Below are 16,479 nucleotides of genomic sequence, written 5' to 3'. Positions count from 1 at the left end.
CGCGTTCGCCGCTTACCGTGCCTTGATGGCGATGGCCTCGATGCCGTGCCCGGCCAGGGCCTGTTTGGCGCGGGCCAGGGCGGCGGCGTTCGGGTAGGGCCCCAAGCGCACGCGGTGGATCATGCCGCCTTCGATCTGGGCCGATTCCACCCGCGCCACCTCGCCGGTGAGGGCGATGCGCGCCTTCAGCGCCTCGGCGTCGGCAGCGGAACGGAATGCGCCGGCCTGCAGCAGGTAACGCACCTGCGCTTCCGCCGGCGGTTCGGCGCTGCCTGGCGGCGGCGGTGTGGCCGTCTCGGCACGGGCCTGGGCGTCGAGCTCGGCGTCGGGAATCACCACCTCGCGCTCGCGCAGCACGTCGTAGAAATCGTATTTGGTGCGGCGCGGCTCCGGCGCCACCTCCTCGCGGGCCGCCGCCGCCGGCGGCCGGGCCTCCGGATCGGGACGCGGCAACGACGGGTGGTCTTCGCCCCAGTCGTCGCGCAACAGGTAGACGGCGGCGATCAGCAGGCCAGCCAACAGGCCGAGCAGCAGCATGGCCCAGCCGGGAATGCCACGGCTGCCGTTGCGGCGCGCCTGGTGCTTGCCCTTGCGCGCCATCACATGCTCTCCGGGGCCGACACGCCGAGCAGGGCCAGGCCGTTGGCCAGCACCTGCCGGGTGGCGTTCGACAGGCCCAGGCGGGCGTTGCGCAGTTCTTCCTCGGCGTTGAGGATCGGCAGGGCGTTGTAGAAGCCGTGGAAGGCGGCGGCCAGTTCGCGCAGGTAGTTGGCCAGCAGCTGCGGCGCGCGATTGTCGGCGGCCGACTCCACCACTTCCGGGAAGCGCATCAGCTCGTCCAGCAGCAGTTCCTCCTGTGGCTCGACCAGGCGGGCACGGGCCGCCTCGGCGGCGCTGCGGTTGTAGCCGAGCTGCTTCTCGGCCAGCTGCCGGAACAGCGAGCAGATCCGCGCGTGCGCGTACTGGATGTAGTAGACCGGGTTCTCGTTGCTGCGGCTCTTGGCCAGGTCCAGGTCGAAGTCCAGGTGCTGGTCGTTGCCGCGCATCACGTAGAAGAAGCGGGCGGCGTCGGCGCCGACCTCCTCGCGCAGCTCGCGCAGGGTGACGAAACTGCCGGCGCGGGTGGACATCTGCACCCGCTGGCCGCCGCGGAACAGGATGGCGAACTGGACCAGCTGCACCTCGATCTTCGACGGATCCAGTCCCAGGCCCTCGGCCGCCGCCTTGAGACGGGCGACGTAGCCGTGGTGATCGGCGCCGAAGATGTAGATGGCACGCTCGAACCCGCGTTCGAACTTGCTGAGCAGATAGCCGAGGTCGGAAGCGAAATAGGTGGTGACGCCGTTGTCGCGCCGGACCACCCGGTCCTTGTCATCGCCGAAAGCGGTGGCGCGGAACCACAACGCGCCGTCCTGCTCGTACAGGTGGCCCTTCTCCTGCAGGATGCCGATGGCGCGCTCGATGTAACCGTCGGTCATCAGCGAGCGTTCGGAGAAGAAGTTGTCGTGGTGCACGCCGAAGCCGGCAAGGTCGTCGCGGATGTCCTGCAGGCACCAGGCCAGGCCGGCCTCGAACACCTGCCGGTAGCCGGCCTCGCCCAGCAACTGCTTGGCGCGGGCGATCAGGGCATCCACATGGGTTTCCTTGTCGCCCCCCTGGGATTCGTCGGCCGGCAGGCCGTCGGTGATCTCGATGGCGCTGCGGCGCAGGCTGTCGCCGGCGCGGCTGCGCAGCTCGCGGGCGATGTCCACCACGTACTCGCCCTTGTAGCCGTTGTCGGGGAAACGCACGTTGACGCCGCCCAGCTCGTGGTAGCGCAGCCAGACCGACACCGCCAGGATGTCCATCTGCCGGCCGGCGTCGTTGACGTAGTACTCGCGCTGGACCTTGTGGCCGGCGGCGTCCAGCAGGCTGGCCACCGAGGCGCCGTAGGCGGCGCCGCGGCCGTGGCCGACGTGCAGCGGGCCGTTCGGATTGGCCGAGACGAACTCCACCGTCACCGACTCGCGGCTGCCGGCCGGGGCGCGACCGTAGTCCTTGCCCAGCTCGAAGATGCGCCGCAGCGTACCCAGCCGGCAGGCGGCCGCCAGGGTGAAATTGATGAAGCCGGGCCCGGCCACCTCCACCTTGCGCACCTGCTGGGTGGCCGGCAGCGTGGCCGCGATCAGCTCGGCCAGCTCGCGCGGCTTCATCCCGGCCGGCTTGGCCAGCAGCAGGGCGATGTTGGTGGCGTAGTCGCCGTGTTCGCGTGAACGGGTGCGCTCGACCGTATAGGCCGGAGTCGGCAGGTCCTGGGCCAGGCGGCCCAGACGGCGCAGGTCCAGCAGGGCCTGCTCCACCAGTTCGCGAATGTGTTCTTTCACTGGATCCGCTTCCGCAAAGGGGAGCCGCGTATTCTAGCCGGCCCGGCCGGCCGCTGCTGTCACGCGACCGTCACCCGGGGAGACGATACTGGCCGGCGTACGGCGGGACACCGTATCTCTCCCACGCGTTTCGACGGTTCGGCCACCAGGCCGGAATCGGGGCAGGACCGGCCTCCGGGCCGGTCTTCTTTTTTTTCCGGACCGGGCGGCTCAGGCGGCCTCCCGGGCGCACAGATCCCTGAACGCCTCGACCACTGCCTGTCCGCTGGCCGGCGGCACCTCCTCGAACCGGGCCAGCAACTGCCCGCTGACCCGGCGCACCGCCGGCGCATTGGCCTCCTTGGCGGCGCCGAACACCTGCTGGCCCTCGCGTGAGCAGAAGCGGTGCAGTTCGAAGAAATAATGCATCTGGCCGCGGCCGAGGAAATCCAGGCAGGGGCCGCCGCTGACGGCCTTGTCCAGCGGCCGGCCGGCCAGGCGCTCGCGTTCCAGGCACAGGCGCAAGGCGCTGCCGGCCAGCAAGGGGAAAGGCTCGCCGACATTGGCGGTGTCAAGGTCGGCGGCCAGGCGGGCCAGGCGCTCGCCGCGGCGGGCGGCCGGGTCGCCGGTCCAGTCCGGGCGCTCGGCGTCCAGCCACACGCCCAGGCTGCGGGCCAGGGCGCCGCCGGCGGCCACCACCTGCTCGCCGTCGCCGTGCGCTCCCGGTCGGGTGTCGAAGGTGCTGCCGGCGATCATCAGCTCCAGGGCCACGTACAGGTCGCGGTCCCGGTCCGGAGCGAAACCGCAGCGGTCGAGGATGCGGAAGGTCTCGGCGATGCTGGCGGCTTCGTTGCCGCCGACCGGGCCCGGCACGTCGAAGCGCTCGCGCTGGCGCAGGTCGTGGCAGGCGGCGAACAGCAGCAGGGCCAGCCAGTCCGCAGCCGGCAGCGCCGTTTCGCCCAGGTGGTCCATGACCCGGCCGAGGCGGCGCTCGGCCAGTTCCAGCACATGCTCTTCGTTGTGGTAGTCGTGCGGGTCGTCGCCGAAGCCGCCATGGCGCAGGCCCAGCCGTGCCAGGCCCAGCAGGGCCGCGTCGGCATGCTGGGGCGAGCCTTCGCCGGCGGTGGCTCGGGCCACCACGGCTTCGATGCGCCCGGGGATGTCGGGGCGCCGGTCCATCAGCAAACGCCGGGCCGAGGACGGGTCCGGCAGGATGCGTTCGGCCGCATCGGCGGCATACAGGCTGGCGTAGCCGAGGATCACGGGCGCTCCCGGCGGCGGAATGCCACCGGGGCAGTATACGCAGCGGCGGGGCCGGCCCAGCCAGGCTCACAGCAGGCCCAGCCTGGCCATGGAACAGGGCTCGCCGTCGCCGATGATGAAGTGGTCGAGCACACGCACGTCCACCAGCCCGAGCGCCTGGCGCAGGCGCGCGGTGACGGCGCGGTCGGCGGCGCTGGGCTCGGGGCTGCCGCTGGGATGGTTGTGGCCGAGGATCACGGCTGCCGCATGGTGGGCCAGACAGCGCTGTACGACTTCGCGCGGATGCACCTCGGCGCCGTCGAGCGTGCCGCGGAACAGTTCCTCGAAGGCGACCACCCGGTGCCGGGTGTCCAGGAACAGGCAGGCGAACACCTCGTAGGGCAGGGCACGCAGGCGTCGGGCCAAGTATTGGCCGGCCCGACCCGGATCGGTGAGCGCCTCGCCCCGGGCCAGGCCCTGGGCCAGGTGGCGATTGCCCAGCTCCAGTGCCGCCGCCAGCAAGGCGGCCCGGGCCGGCCCCAGGCCGGACAGTTCGGCCAGCCGGGCCGGGGGCCGGTCCAGCAGGCCGCGCAGGCCGCCGGCCTGGTCCAGCAGCCGCCGGGCCAGGTCCACGGCGTTCATTCCGGAGAGGCCGGAGCCGAGGAACAGGGCCAGCAATTCGGCGTCGGTGAGCACGCCGGCGCCGGCGGCCAGCAGGCGCTCGCGCGGGCGTTCGCTCGGGGGCCATTCGCGGATCTGCATGCCATCAGCCTGCCGCGCGGGAGCGGGATCCGGGGTCGGTGGCCGGCGGGGCATCGGGTAAGCTAGGCGCGTGCACACGGGTAAGGACTGCCAGGTGGCCGGACTGCAAGGGCAAAGGATCCTGCTGGGCGTCAGCGGCGGCATCGCCGCCTACAAGGCGGCCGAGCTGGTGCGCCGGCTGCGCGAGCGCGGGGCCGAGGTCCGGGTGGTGATGACCGGGGCGGCGCAGCGCTTCGTCGGCGCCGCCACCTTCCAGGCCCTGTCCGGCAATCCGGTGCGCAGCTCACTTTGGGACGAGGCCGCCGAGGCGGCCATGGGCCATATCGAGCTGGCCCGTTGGGCGACCCGGGTGCTGATCGCGCCGGCCAGCGCCAATACCCTGGCACGCCTGGCCAACGGCCAGGCCGACGACCTGCTCAGCACCCTGTGCCTGGCCACGGAGGCGCCCCTGCTGGTGGCGCCGGCCATGAACCGGCTCATGTGGGCGCATCCGGCCATCCGCGCCAACGTCGCCACCCTTCAGGCCCGGGGCGTCAGCGTGCTCGGCCCCGGTGCCGGCGACCAGGCCTGCGGCGAGGTGGGCGAAGGGCGCATGCTCGAACCCATGCAGCTGGTCGAAGCGCTGGAAGGCTCGCTGGCGCCGCCGCGCCTGGCCGGGCGGCGGGTGCTGGTCAGCGCCGGTCCCACCTACGAGGACATCGATCCGGTGCGGTTCATCGGCAACCGCAGCTCCGGGAAGATGGGCTTCGCCCTCGCCGCCGCCGCCGCCGCGATGGGCGCCGAGGTGACCCTGGTGGCGGGGCCGGTCGCGCTGGCCACGCCGCCGGGCGTGCGCCGGCTGGACGTGCGCGGCGCCGCCCAGATGCGCGAGGCGGTACTGGCTGCGGCGCCGGGCCAGGACGTTTATCTGGGCACCGCCGCCGTGGCCGACTACACCCCGGTCCAGGTGCGCGAACACAAGATCAAGAAGACCGGCGAGACCCTGGTGCTGGAGTTGGTGCGCACGGCCGACGTACTGGCCGAGGTGGCGGCGCACGCGCAGCGACCGCGCCTGGTGGTCGGTTTCGCCGCTGAGACCGAGGAGCTGGAGGCCTACGCGCGCGACAAGCTGGAACGCAAGGGCCTGGACATGATCGCCGCCAACGAGGTCGGCCGTGCCGGCCAGGGTTTCGAGACCGACGACAACGCGCTGGCGGTGTTCTGGCGCGGCGGCCGGCACGACATTCCGCGCGCCGCCAAGGGCGAGGTCGCGCGGCAGTTGCTCGACCTGATCGCGGACCGGCTGGAGGCGCAGTGAACCGCACCGTGGATTTCAGATGCCTGGACCCGCGCCTGGGCCGGGATTTTCCGCTGCCGGACTATGCCACCGCCCAGGCCGCCGGCATGGACCTGCGCGCCATGGTCGAGCAGCCGATCGAACTGGCGCCGGGCGAGGCGCGGCTGGTGCCGACTGGCCTGGCCATCCACATCGGCGACCCGGGCCTGTGCGCGACGATCCTGCCGCGCTCCGGCCTGGGCCACAAACAGGGCCTGGTGTTGGGCAACCTGGTCGGGCTGATCGACGCCGACTACCAGGGGCCGCTGATGGTGAGCCTGTGGAACCGCGGTGGCGCTACCATTCGGATCGCACCCGGGGACCGGGTCGCCCAGCTGGTGTTCCTGCCGGTGGCCAGGGTGGTGCTGCGTCAGGTGGACGAGTTCGAACAAAGCGCTCGCGGCGAGGGCGGCTTCGGTCACACCGGCGTACGATGAACGGGCATTCCAGGGGGAAGGAACGGGCATGAAGGTCAAGGGCGGCAATGCGCTGGGCGCGATCAAGCCTGCCTGGCTGTTGGCCGGGTTGATGGTGCTGGTGGGGCTGTGGTTCGCGTGGTCGGCGTGGCAGGCGCATAGGCTGGAAGCCCTGGCCGGGCAGGCGGAGCAGATGCGCAGCCAGGCAGCCGGCCAGGTCGGACTGGCCCTGCAGGCCGCCGTGGCGGAGCTGGAGAAGCGCCGCAGCCGGCCGGAACTGCTGTCGGCCTTGCGCCGCGGCGACCAGGACACCGCCACCAGCGTGATGCGCGAGGGCTGGAGCGGCGTCGAGGCGGTCGAGTGGCATGCGCCGGACCTGGCCGAAGGCTTCGCCGATCCCCGGGCCTTCGGTTACGGCAAGCTCGGCCTGCTGGAAGCCGCCCTGCAGGCCAACGCGGTGCAGATCGCCGTGCTGCGCGATGGCGGGGTGAAGCTCGGCCTGGCGGTGCCGGTGCTGGACGAGGGCCAGGTGCTCGGTCTGGCCTACGTGCGCCTGGGTCTGGAGACCCTCACCTCGCCGCTGCAGGCGGCGGCCCTGCCGGGAACCTACCTGGCCCTGCGCCAGGGCCGCTACAACGTGTTCGAAGCGGGCGACGCGGCGCTGGCGCCGATGGCCGAGCTGGGCGCCATCGCCCTGCCCGGCACGAACATGCGCGTGGTCGCGGCCGCGCCCGCCGGCGACGCCGGGCTGGGGACGATGAGCCTGGCCGGACTTGCGCTGCTGTGCCTGGCGACGGCGGCCGGTCTGGCGCTGTTGCCGCGCCTGCAGGCGCGGCGCCAGGCGGGCGCGGCGGCAGCCTCGCTCGAACCGACCCCGACCTTGGGTGAGCTGCAGGCCAGCGGACAACTGGAAGCGCAGGCACAGGCCGAAGCGGAGGCCAAGGCGGTCGCCGAGGCGGAACTGGCCCACGCCGCGCACGTCGCCGCCTCCGCACCGGTACGCGCCGCCACGCTCGACCGCAGCATCTTCCGCGCCTACGACATCCGCGGCATCGTCGGCCAGACCCTGGATGCCGGCACCGCCCGGCTGATCGGCCAGGCCATCGGCACCGTGATGCACGAACAGGGCGCGCGCAGCATCGTGGTCGGCCGCGACGGCCGCCTGTCCTCGCCGGAAATGGCCGACGCCCTGATCGAGGGTCTGCGCAATGCCGGCCGCGAGGTCATCGACATCGGCCTGGCGCCGACGCCGCTGGTGTACTTCGGCGCCTTTCACCTGCGCAGCGGTTCCTGCGTGTCGGTGACCGGCAGCCACAACCCGCCGGACTACAATGGCTTCAAGATCGTGATCGAGGGCGAAACGCTGTCGGGCGAGGCCATCCAGGGCCTGTACGCGCGCATCGCCGAGAACCGCCTGCACCAGGATCCGGCCCCCGGCCTGGTCAGCCGCCGCGACATCACCGAAGACTATATCCAGCGCGTCGCCGGCGACATCCAGATCGAGCGCAAGCTGCGGGTGGTGGTGGACTGCGGCAGCGGCGTCGCCGGCGTCGTGGCGCCGCGCCTGCTCGAAGCGATCGGTGCCGAGGTCGAGCCGCTGTACTGCGAAGTGGACGGCAGTTTCCCCTATCACCACCCCGATCCCAGCGATCCGAACAACCTCAAGGACCTGATCAGCGTGGTCCAGCGGGTCGAAGCCGATCTGGGCCTGGCCTTCGACGGCGATGGCGATCGCCTGGGCGTGGTCACCCGCGGCGGCGAGATGGTCTATCCCGATCGGCTGCTGATGCTGTTCGCCGCCGACGTGCTGGAGCGCAACCCGGGCGCCTGCGTCATCTACGACGTCAAGTGCACCGGCCACCTGGCCACGCACATCCTGCGCCACGGCGGCAGTCCGCTGATGTGGAAGACCGGCCACTCGCTGATCAAGGCCAAGATGCGCGAAACCGAGGCCGAGCTGGCCGGCGAGATGAGCGGCCACTTCTTCTTCCGCGAGCGCTGGTACGGCTTCGACGACGGCCTTTACGCCGCCGCCCGCCTGCTGGAAATCCTGTCCAGCCGCGGCGAGACGCCGGAGGAGGTGTTCGAGACCCTGCCGCGCAGCACTTCCACGCCGGAGCTGAAGATCCACGTCGAGGAGGGCCAGCAGTACGCCTTCATCGAGAAGTTCGTGGCCCAGGCCAAGTTCGAGGGCGCCCGCATCGCCACCATCGACGGCTTGCGCGCCGACTGGCCGGATGGCTGGGGCCTGGTGCGGGCCTCGAACACCACGCCGGTGCTGGTGCTGCGCTTCGACGGCAAGGATGCCGAGGCGCTGGAACGCATCAAGGAGACGTTCCGGGCGCAGCTGCTGGCGGTGGAGCCGGGCCTGCAGCTTCCCTTCTGAGCCGGCGCGATCAGCCGGCGCCGCCGGCGGGACCGGCATCGGCGTCGGGTGCTGGCTCGGCGGCCGGCTCCGCGGCGGCCGGCGCATCGGCCGCGTCGTCCGGCGCCGGGGGCAGGCCCTTGGCCTCGCGGAAACGCTCGAGCAGGTGCGCCAACTGGGCGTCCATTCCCGCCAGTTCCGCTTCGCGCACGATCAGCATCTGCTGCTGCCGGCCCATCTCGCGGTGCAGCTCGGCGATGGTCTGGGCATGGCGCGGGTTCACCGCGGTACCGGCGAGTTCGGATTCGGAGGCCTCGACCAGCAGGCGGGCCAGGCTGGCCCGCTGGCCGGCGATGCCGGCTTCGATGGCCTCGATGTTCTGGCGCTTGAGCTCGATGCGCTCGGCGAAGGCGGCCCGCAGTTCGTCCTCGGTCTGGAACGAGGAGATCATCGCCTCCTCGGTCTGCCGGGCCAGCTCCTCCTGCTTGCGGATCCGTTCCAGCTCGGCCTGCTCCCTCTCCCAGGCGGCGCGTTCCTCCGGCGTCATGGCCCGGTCGACGACGGCGGTGGCGCGGCCGCTCTCGGCATTGATCTCGGTGCGGGCCTGGTCCACCGCTTCCGGCGGCAGGCTGTCGGAGAACTGCACCTTGCCGTCCTTGTCCACCCAGCGATAGAGCTTCTTCTTCTCCTCGGCGCCGGCATCGGCGCCGGCCAGCAGGGTGGCGGCGATGGCGGTGATCAGGCTCAGGCCGGTCAGCTTGCGGATCATGGGCAACCTCCCGCGCTCAGCGGCGCACTCCATACCGTTCACGATACGCCAGCAGGGCTGGCTTGTGCGCGGCCAGGTCCGGCCGCTCGTCGGCGTGCGCCAGCAGGTCGTCCAGGCTGGCCACGGCCAGGACAGGGATGCCGAACTCGTCGCTCACCTCCTGGGCGGCCGAGCGCTCGCCGGCCTGGCCGCGCTCCTGCCGGTCCAGGGCGATCAGCACGCCGCAGGGCTCGCCGCCAGCGGCGCGGATCAGGCCGACGGATTCGCGGATGGCGGTGCCGGCGGTGATCACGTCGTCCACTACCAACACCCTGCCGCGCACCGGCGCCCCGATCAGCAGGCCGCCCTCGCCATGATCCTTGGCTTCCTTGCGGTTGAAGGCTACCGGTACGTCCCGGCCACGTGCCGCCAGGGCCACGGCCAGGGCGGTGGCCAGCGGGATGCCCTTGTAGGCCGGTCCGAACAGCATGTCGAAGCCGAGGCCGGAGGCCAGCAGGGTGTCGGCGTAACACTCGCCCAGCGCAGCCAGGGCGGCACCGGAATCGAACAGGCCGGCGTTGAAGAAGTAGGGACTGGCACGTCCGGACTTGAGGGTGAACTGGCCGAAGCGCAGCACCTGGCGCGAAAGGGCCAGGTCGAGGAAGCGGGACTGGTGGGGCTGCATGGAAGGCACCGTGCTGGACCGGCGCCATTGTGCCGCAGTGGCGGCGGCGGCCGCACCCGGGCGCGGGGGTTTGGGCTAAGCTGCCGGCGGGCCACGGACATGGACGGCACGTGAGGATCATCAGCTTCAACGCCAACGGTATCCGCTCGGCCGCCGGCAAGGGCTTCTTCGACTGGCTGCCCGGACAGGACGCCGACATCGTCTGCATCCAGGAAACCAAGGCGCAGGAACATCAGCTGGGCGCGCCCGATCTGCGCCCGGCCGGCTACCATGCCTTCTTCCGCGACGCGAGCACCAGGAAAGGCTACAGCGGCGTCGCCATCTACAGCCGGCGTGAGCCCGACCAGGTGCTGACCGGGCTGGGCTGGAGCGATTTCGACGAAGAAGGCCGCTATATCGAGGCGCGCTACGGCAAGCTCAGCGTGGTCTCGCTGTATTTCCCCTCCGGCTCTTCCGGCCAGGAGCGCCAACGGTTCAAGTTCCGCTGCATGGACTGGATCACGCCGATCTTCGACCAGTGGTTGGTCAGCGGCCGCGACTACGTCATCTGCGGCGACTGGAACATCGTGCATACCCGCAAGGACATCCGGAACTGGAGCTCCAACCAGAAGAACTCGGGCTGCCTGCCCGAGGAGCGCGCCTGGCTGGATCTCCTTTTCAACGAGCGTGGCTGGGTGGACAGCTACCGGCACCTGCGTCCGGAGGGCGAGGACTACACCTGGTGGAGCCAGCGCGGCGCCGCCCGCGCCAGGAACGTCGGCTGGCGCATCGACTATCAGGTGGTGACGCCTTCGCTGCGCGACAGGCTCAAGGATTGCGCGATCCACCCCGAACCGCGCTTCAGCGACCACGCCCCCTACGTGGTGGATTACGCGTGAGCCTGGCCAGGCGCTTGCAGGCCGGCCTGCGGCCCTATCTGCAGCGCGAGCCGCTGGCCGCGCTGGCGCTGGGTGTCTCCTCGGGCTTCCCCTACGCCATGATCGGCGCCACCCTGACCACCCGCCTGGCCCAGCACGGCATAGACAAGAAGGCAGTCACCGCGTTTTCGCTGGCTTTCCTCGCCTACAACCTGAAGTTCCTCTGGGCACCGGTGGTGGACGGCGCCCGTCTCCCCGTGCTGGGGCGGCTGGGCCAGCGCGTGTCCTGGCTGCTGCTGGCCGGGCTGCTGGTGATGCTGGCGGTGGCCTGGCTGGCGGTGCTTGACCCGAATGCCAACCTGCTGGTGTTCGCTGCCGCAGCCGTGGCAGTGGGAGTGACCGGCGCCACCTTCGACATCGTCATAGATGCCTACCGCATCGAAACCCTGCGGCCGGAGCAACTGGGTGTCGGTTCGGGGATGTCGCAGTACGGGTGGCGCATCGGCTCGGTGGCGGCAGGTTCCCTGGCCCTGTACGTGGCGGCACGGCACGGCTGGACCCTCGCCTACCTACTGTGTGCCGGCTTCGCGCTGCCGGCGATGCTGACCGGGCTGTTGTTGGGCGAGCCAGCCAGGCACGTGGTGGTGTCGGCGCGGCGCGGGCTGCGCCAGGCCTGGGACGCGGTGGCCGGCCCACTGCTGGAGTTCTTTCGCCGACGTGGCGCCTTGCTGGTGCTGCTGTTCGTGCTGCTGCACAAGGTCGGCGATACCCTGGCCAACCTGACCTTGCGCCTGTTGCTCAACGACCTGGGCTTCAGCAACGACGAGATCGCGACCTACGACGTCGGCTTCGGCTTCTTTGCCATGCTGGCCGGCATCTTCCTCGGCGGCATGATGTATGCGGCCATCGGCATGAAGCGCTCCGTGCTGGTGGCCCTGGTGCTGATGGCGGTGTCCAACCTGAGTTTCGCCTGGCTGGCGTCGGTGGGGCATTCCAACCTGCTGCTGGCCTTCACCATCGGCTTCGAGAACCTGGCCAGCGGCATCGGCGGCGTGGTCGTGGTGGCCTACCTGTCGGCCCTGTGCAACCTTGCCTTCACTGCCACCCAGTTCGCCCTGCTCAGCGCGGCGGCCAGCGTGGTCGGGCGGCTGGTCACCGGCACCACGGCCGGCGCCCTGATCGAGGCGATGGGCTACGTGCAGTTCTATCTGTTGACCGCCCTGGTGGCGATGCCGGGCGTGTTGCTGTACCTGTTCATGTTGCGGGCGGGGCTGGTGGACCGGTCGCTGGGCGATGCCGGCCGCGTACCGGAAGCCTGAACCGGCGCGGGGCCAAGGCTTGCAGTAGCGCCCCTCTGGCTTATGCTGTCCTACCCCCCGGACTCAGCAAGGCAATGGCCGACTTCCTGTTGCGCGACATTGATGAGCGGGTAGCCGAGCGCATCAAGGAGATCGCCCGGCAGAAGGGCTGGCCGCTCAACGATGTCATCTTGCTGCTGCTCAAGCAGGCTCTGGGCCTGGTCGAGCCCGAGCCGCCGCCGGAGCCCGGGGACATCGCTCGCCTGACAGGGGCCTGGAGCGACGACGAAACCAGGGCCTTCGCCGAGGCCATGGCCGCGCTCAACAGCCTGCCGGACGATGCCCCGTCCTACATGCTGGACCGGAAGAAGAAGTGAGGCCGGTTCAGGCGAGATGGATCGCGCCCAGCACGCGCGGGCCACGCGCGCCGGTCACCGAAGGCAGGTTGCCGGGGCGGCCGGCGAGGGTTTGCCGGGCCAGCCAGGCGAAGCCGGCGGCCTCCACGAAATCCGGGTCCAGGCCATGCGTGGCGCTGGTTTCCAGCACGATGCCGGGCAGGTGGTAGGCCAGGCGCCGCATCAGCAACGGGTTGTGCACGCCGCCGCCGCAGGCGATCAGGCGGCGGGTGCCGGGCTGGGTGCGCCGCAGTGCCTCGGCGATGGTGACCGCGGAAAGTTCGCACAGCGTCGCCTGCACGTCGGCAGGTGCCTCGTTTCCCGCCAGCCGGGCGCCCACCCAGTCGAGCTGGAACTGGTCGCGACCGGTGCTCTTGGGCGGGGGCAGGGCGAACCAGGGCTCGGCCAGCAGGCGTTCCAGCAAGGCGGCATCCACCCGGCCTTCGGCGGCGAAGGCGGCATCGCGGTCGTAGCGCCGGCCCCGATGCCGCAGGCACCAGGCATCCATCAGTCCGTTGGCCGGGCCGGTGTCGAAGCCGACCACCTCGCCCCGGCGCGGCAGCAGGGTCAGATTGGCGATGCCACCGAGGTTGAGTACGGCCCGGTCCTCGTCTTCGGCGCGCAGGACGGCGGCGTGGAAGGCGGTCATCAGCGGCGCGCCCTGGCCACCCGCGGCCACGTCCCGACGGCGGAAATCGGCCACCGTGCACAGGCCGGTGGCCTCGGCGATCACGTTCGGGTCACCCATCTGCAGGGTAAAGGGGGCATCGCCGCGCGGGTCGTGGCGCAGGGTCTGGCCGTGCGAGCCGATCGCGCGCACGTCCGACAGCGGCACCCCAGCCTCGGCCAGAGCCTGCCTGGCGACGGCCGCGAAGGCCTGGCCCAGGCGGGTGTCGAGCCGGCCGGCGTCGTCCAGGCTCAGCCGGGCCTCGGCCTGGGACAGGCGCAGCACCTCGGCCGCCAGATCCTCGGGCAGCGGGTAGGTGCGGGCGAACAGGACATGCGGCGCCGGCGAGAAGCGCACCAGGGCGGCGTCCACGCCGTCCACGCTGGTGCCGGAGATCAGGCCCAGGAAGCAGCCGCCATCGGGCGCCTCCGTCTCTGCGGCAGCCATGGGTTCAGCGCGACGCGAGCTGCACGCCGCCCACACGCTTGAGCTGGGCGACGGCGGGCGCGGTGGCGGCCCGGAAGGCTGCCAGCTCGGCGCCGGTCAACGGATCCGGCTTGGGCATGGTGACCGTGAGCGGGTCGCGATGAACGCCGTTGACCCGGAACTCGTAGTGCAGGTGCGGACCGCTGGCCAGGCCGGTGGCGCCTACATAGCCGATGATGGAGCCCTGCTGCACACGCTGGCCGACCTTGTGCTTGCCCAGCCGCGACATGTGCGCATACAGGGTGGTGACGCCCTTGCCGTGATCGATGATGACCGTGCGGCCGTAGCCGTTCTGCCAGCCGGCGAAGCTGACCCGGCCGTCACCGGCGGCCATGATCGGCGTGCCGGTGGCGGCGGCATAGTCCACGCCCTTGTGCGCCCGCACCGTGCCCAGCACCGGATGCTTGCGACGCGGGTTGAAGCGCGAGCTGATCCGGGCGAACTCGATCGGCATGCGCATGAAGCTCTTCTTCAGCGGCCGTCCCTCGAGGTCGAAGTACTCCATCTTGCCGTTGCGTTCCCAGCGCACCGCGGTGAACTCCTTGCCGCGGTTGGTGAAGCTGGCGGCGACCACGCCGCCACTGCGCAGGCGTTCGCCGTCGCGCCAGATCTCTTCGTAGATCACCTTGAAGCTGTCGCCGACCCGCAAGTCCTGGGTGAAGTCGATGTCGTAGGAGAAGGCATTGGCCATCTGGTGGATGACCGCGTCGCCGAGCCCGGCGCGGTGACCGGCCGCATACAGGGAGCTGGTGATCTCGCCACTGGCGGTCATCACCCGCCTTTCCAGCGGGCGTTCGATCACCCTGGCGACGAACCGGCCCTCCTGGCGGCGCAACTCGACCCGACTGGCCTCGTCGCGCTCGAAGCGCAAGGCACGCAGGCCATCCTTGCCGCCGAGCTGGAACTCCAGTACGGCGCCGGCCCGCAGCCGGACCAGGGGCTCGCGCATGCCCGGCACGTCCAGGGCTTCGTACATCAGGCTGGCCGGCAGTTCCAGCTCCTCGAAGACGCCGCCCAGGGTTTGCCCGGCCTCGACGGTCACCGGCAGCCATTCCTCGGCCGCTCGGGCATCCGGGGCGGGGAGGGCCGCCGGGGCCGGCAACGGCAGCTCGACGGTGGCCAGGCCGGTCTGCGCCGGGGGTTTGCGGGTGGCCTTGGCCAGGCCGGGGACGATGGTGGCGACCAGGGCAGTCAGGAAGACCAGCAGGCCGGCCAGCAGCCAGTGCCGGTGCGACCAGCGGGACAGGGGCGAGCGGGCGGGCTGGCGCACGGGCTGGTGCAATGGAGTCGTCCCCGGGGGCTGGAGTCGCGGTACGATAACCAGAGCGAAAATCGTGCGTCAAACCCTTGTTGCGGCTGGATTTTTCCGTTCGCCAGGTTTAACGTCCCTTTAACCCCGACTTAACGCCGGCGCGCCCGCCCGGCCGCCTCCACATCATCTATGTCTGATCTGCAGCACGCCCTCGAACTCATCGGCCGCGGCGCCGAGGAGATACTCAAGCCCGAAGAGCTCGCCGAGCGGCTGAAACTCGGCCGGCCGCTGCGGGTGAAGGCCGGCTTCGACCCGACCGCGCCCGATCTGCACCTTGGCCACACGGTGCTGCTGAACAAGATGCGCCAGTTCCAGGACCTGGGGCACCAGGTGATCTTCCTGATCGGCGACTTCACCGGAATGATCGGCGACCCGACCGGCAAGAACGCGACCCGCAAGCCGCTGTCGCGCGAGGATGTGCTGGCCAATGCCGGGACGTATGCGGCCCAGGTATTCAAGGTCCTGGACCGCGAGCGTACCGAAGTGCGGTTCAACAGCGAGTGGTTCGGGAAGATGTCCGCGGCCGACATGATCCGGCTGGCGGCCCAGCACACCGTGGCGCGCATGCTCGAACGCGACGATTTCGCCAAGCGTTACGCCGCGCAGCAATCCATCGCCATCCACGAATTCCTCTATCCGCTGGTGCAGGGCTACGATTCGGTGGCGCTGCAGGCCGATGTCGAGCTCGGCGGCACCGACCAGAAGTTCAACCTGCTCATGGGCCGCGGCTTGCAGGAGCATTTCGGGCAGCCGCCGCAGATCGTGCTGACCATGCCGCTGCTCGAAGGCCTGGACGGCGTCAACAAGATGAGCAAATCGCTGGGCAACTACATCGGTATCGCCGAGCCGGCCATAGACATCGTCACCAAGGCGATGAAGATCGGCGACGGGCTGATGTGGCGCTGGTACGAGCTGCTGAGCTTCGAGGTCTCGCTGGCCGAGCTGCAGCGCATGAAGGCCGACGTGGCGGCCGGCCGGCTCAATCCGCGTGATGCCAAGTTGCGGCTGGCCCGGGAGCTCGCCGCGCGCTTCCACGGTGCGGCCGAAGCCGAGCGGGCGGTGGCGGGGTGGCATGCGGTGGTGCGCGGCGAGGGCGACACCTCGGTATTGCCGCTGAGCGAGATCGCCGTGCCGGTCGAAGGGTTGAGGATTGCTCCGCTGCTGGTGGCGGCCGGCCTGGCCGGCTCCAATTCCGAGGGCAACCGCAAGCTCAAGGAGCGGGCGGTGCGCGTCGACGGCGAAGTGCTGGAGGACGGCCAGCGCGCCTTCACGGCCGGTTTCGAGGGCGTGCTGCAGGTCGGCAAGCGCAATTTTGCCCGGGTTCGGCTGGTCCGGGGCGGCTGAAAGCGCGCAACGGCGCGGGGGGCTTGCGCCCCTCGGGGGGACGTGACTAGGATTCGCGCCCCGCTGTCGGTGCCCTTATCTGAAGGGACGCCGGACGGCTCGGAAAACACCGGTTTCCGGTGTTGACGGTTCTGGAAAGCGCCGTATAATGTGCGGCTCCCTCGGGCGAAATGCCCGGGCCGTGGGCGAAGGCCTGGCGGGTTGGATCTTTGACAGTGTGCGCAGGAAATTTGTGCGGGCGCCTG

At 70.7% G+C, this 16,479-nt stretch carries 15 protein-coding genes; 7 read left to right on the top strand and 8 right to left on the bottom strand.

Going from position 1 to position 16,479, the window contains the following annotated elements:
• Nucleotides 1-12 precede the first annotated feature (12 nt).
• The 4 genes from F0415_RS10105 to radC form a co-directional block, all read right to left on the bottom strand.
• Nucleotides 13-600 (bottom strand): SPOR domain-containing protein, encoded by a 588-nt coding sequence (locus tag F0415_RS10105; protein WP_342780505.1) that lies wholly within the window; start codon nucleotides 598-600, stop codon nucleotides 13-15.
• Complete coding sequence (argS, locus tag F0415_RS10100) at nucleotides 600-2,363, bottom strand: arginine--tRNA ligase (protein WP_149861100.1); 1,764 nt, start codon at nucleotides 2,361-2,363, stop codon at nucleotides 600-602. The genes F0415_RS10105 and argS overlap by 1 nt, the downstream gene beginning before the upstream one ends.
• 210 nt (nucleotides 2,364-2,573) lie before the next feature.
• Complete coding sequence (locus tag F0415_RS10095; protein ID WP_149861099.1) at nucleotides 2,574-3,605, bottom strand: hypothetical protein; 1,032 nt, start codon at nucleotides 3,603-3,605, stop codon at nucleotides 2,574-2,576.
• Nucleotides 3,606-3,671: 66 nt separating this feature from the next.
• Entirely contained in the window at nucleotides 3,672-4,346 is a 675-nt protein-coding gene (gene radC / locus F0415_RS10090) for a RadC family protein (protein WP_149861098.1), read from the bottom strand.
• Nucleotides 4,347-4,416: 70 nt separating this feature from the next.
• On the opposite strand from radC, the gene coaBC reads away from it, so the two are divergent.
• From coaBC to F0415_RS10075, 3 genes are read left to right on the top strand one after another with little or no spacing between them, the layout of a single operon-like run.
• Nucleotides 4,417-5,643 (top strand): bifunctional phosphopantothenoylcysteine decarboxylase/phosphopantothenate--cysteine ligase CoaBC, encoded by a 1,227-nt coding sequence (coaBC, locus tag F0415_RS10085; protein ID WP_425457844.1) that lies wholly within the window; start codon nucleotides 4,417-4,419, stop codon nucleotides 5,641-5,643.
• Complete coding sequence (dut, locus tag F0415_RS10080; RefSeq protein WP_149861097.1) at nucleotides 5,640-6,098, top strand: dUTP diphosphatase; 459 nt, start codon at nucleotides 5,640-5,642, stop codon at nucleotides 6,096-6,098. The genes coaBC and dut overlap by 4 nt, the downstream gene beginning before the upstream one ends.
• Before the next feature lie 28 nt (nucleotides 6,099-6,126).
• Nucleotides 6,127-8,463 (top strand): phosphomannomutase/phosphoglucomutase, encoded by a 2,337-nt coding sequence (locus tag F0415_RS10075; RefSeq protein WP_149861096.1) that lies wholly within the window; start codon nucleotides 6,127-6,129, stop codon nucleotides 8,461-8,463.
• Nucleotides 8,464-8,473: 10 nt separating this feature from the next.
• On the opposite strand, the gene F0415_RS10070 is transcribed toward F0415_RS10075, so the two are convergent.
• Together F0415_RS10070 and pyrE are read right to left on the bottom strand one after the other, a co-directional pair.
• Nucleotides 8,474-9,211, bottom strand: coding sequence for a DUF4124 domain-containing protein (locus tag F0415_RS10070; protein ID WP_188310358.1), 738 nt, complete (start codon nucleotides 9,209-9,211; stop codon nucleotides 8,474-8,476).
• Between the two features lie 16 nt (nucleotides 9,212-9,227).
• Entirely contained in the window at nucleotides 9,228-9,875 is a 648-nt protein-coding gene (gene pyrE / locus F0415_RS10065; RefSeq protein WP_149861094.1) for an orotate phosphoribosyltransferase, read from the bottom strand.
• 110 nt (nucleotides 9,876-9,985) lie between these two features.
• Here pyrE and F0415_RS10060 point away from each other — a divergent pair, with 110 nt between their 5' ends.
• From F0415_RS10060 to F0415_RS10050, 3 genes are all read left to right on the top strand, one after another.
• Nucleotides 9,986-10,753, top strand: a complete 768-nt coding sequence (locus F0415_RS10060; RefSeq protein ID WP_149861093.1) for an exodeoxyribonuclease III — start codon at nucleotides 9,986-9,988, stop codon at nucleotides 10,751-10,753.
• Complete coding sequence (locus F0415_RS10055) at nucleotides 10,750-12,051, top strand: AmpG family muropeptide MFS transporter (protein WP_149861092.1); 1,302 nt, start codon at nucleotides 10,750-10,752, stop codon at nucleotides 12,049-12,051. Before F0415_RS10060 ends, F0415_RS10055 begins: the two co-directional genes overlap by 4 nt.
• Nucleotides 12,052-12,125: 74 nt before the next feature.
• On the top strand, nucleotides 12,126-12,407 hold the full coding sequence (locus F0415_RS10050; protein WP_149861091.1) for a hypothetical protein: 282 nt from the start codon (nucleotides 12,126-12,128) through the stop codon (nucleotides 12,405-12,407).
• 7 nt (nucleotides 12,408-12,414) lie between these two features.
• Here F0415_RS10050 and F0415_RS10045 read toward each other — a convergent pair whose 3' ends face one another.
• Both F0415_RS10045 and F0415_RS10040 read right to left on the bottom strand, forming a co-directional pair.
• The gene (locus tag F0415_RS10045; RefSeq protein WP_149861090.1) at nucleotides 12,415-13,539 is read right to left on the bottom strand and encodes an anhydro-N-acetylmuramic acid kinase; all 1,125 of its coding nucleotides are present in this window, start codon (nucleotides 13,537-13,539) and stop codon (nucleotides 12,415-12,417) included.
• Nucleotides 13,540-13,543: 4 nt separating this feature from the next.
• Nucleotides 13,544-14,848, bottom strand: coding sequence for a peptidoglycan DD-metalloendopeptidase family protein (locus F0415_RS10040; RefSeq protein ID WP_149861089.1), 1,305 nt, complete (start codon nucleotides 14,846-14,848; stop codon nucleotides 13,544-13,546).
• Nucleotides 14,849-15,019: 171 nt separating this feature from the next.
• On the opposite strand from F0415_RS10040, the gene tyrS reads away from it, so the two are divergent.
• Entirely contained in the window at nucleotides 15,020-16,234 is a 1,215-nt protein-coding gene (gene tyrS, locus F0415_RS10035; protein WP_149861088.1) for a tyrosine--tRNA ligase, read from the top strand.
• Nucleotides 16,235-16,479 lie beyond the last annotated feature (245 nt).

This window comes from Arenimonas fontis (genome assembly GCF_008386465.1).
Lineage (GTDB): Bacteria > Pseudomonadota > Gammaproteobacteria > Xanthomonadales > Xanthomonadaceae > Arenimonas > Arenimonas fontis.
Note: the sequence above shows the minus strand (reverse complement) of the source record. Positions and strands in the feature narration are given on the sequence as shown.

Bases quoted from the DNA above. Each gene is read 5' to 3' on its own strand.
- F0415_RS10105 (WP_342780505.1), bottom strand. From the start codon at position 600: ATGGCGCGCAAGGGCAAGCACCAGGCGCGCCGCAACGGCAGCCGTGGC.
- F0415_RS10050 (WP_149861091.1), top strand. From the start codon at position 12,126: ATGGCCGACTTCCTGTTGCGCGACATTGATGAGCGGGTAGCCGAGCGC.
- F0415_RS10045 (WP_149861090.1), bottom strand. From the start codon at position 13,539: ATGGCTGCCGCAGAGACGGAGGCGCCCGATGGCGGCTGCTTCCTGGGC.
- F0415_RS10075 (WP_149861096.1), top strand. From the start codon at position 6,127: ATGAAGGTCAAGGGCGGCAATGCGCTGGGCGCGATCAAGCCTGCCTGG.
- F0415_RS10070 (WP_188310358.1), bottom strand. From the start codon at position 9,211: ATGATCCGCAAGCTGACCGGCCTGAGCCTGATCACCGCCATCGCCGCC.
- tyrS (WP_149861088.1), top strand. From the start codon at position 15,020: ATGTCTGATCTGCAGCACGCCCTCGAACTCATCGGCCGCGGCGCCGAG.
- pyrE (WP_149861094.1), bottom strand. From the start codon at position 9,875: ATGCAGCCCCACCAGTCCCGCTTCCTCGACCTGGCCCTTTCGCGCCAG.
- radC (WP_149861098.1), bottom strand. From the start codon at position 4,346: ATGCAGATCCGCGAATGGCCCCCGAGCGAACGCCCGCGCGAGCGCCTG.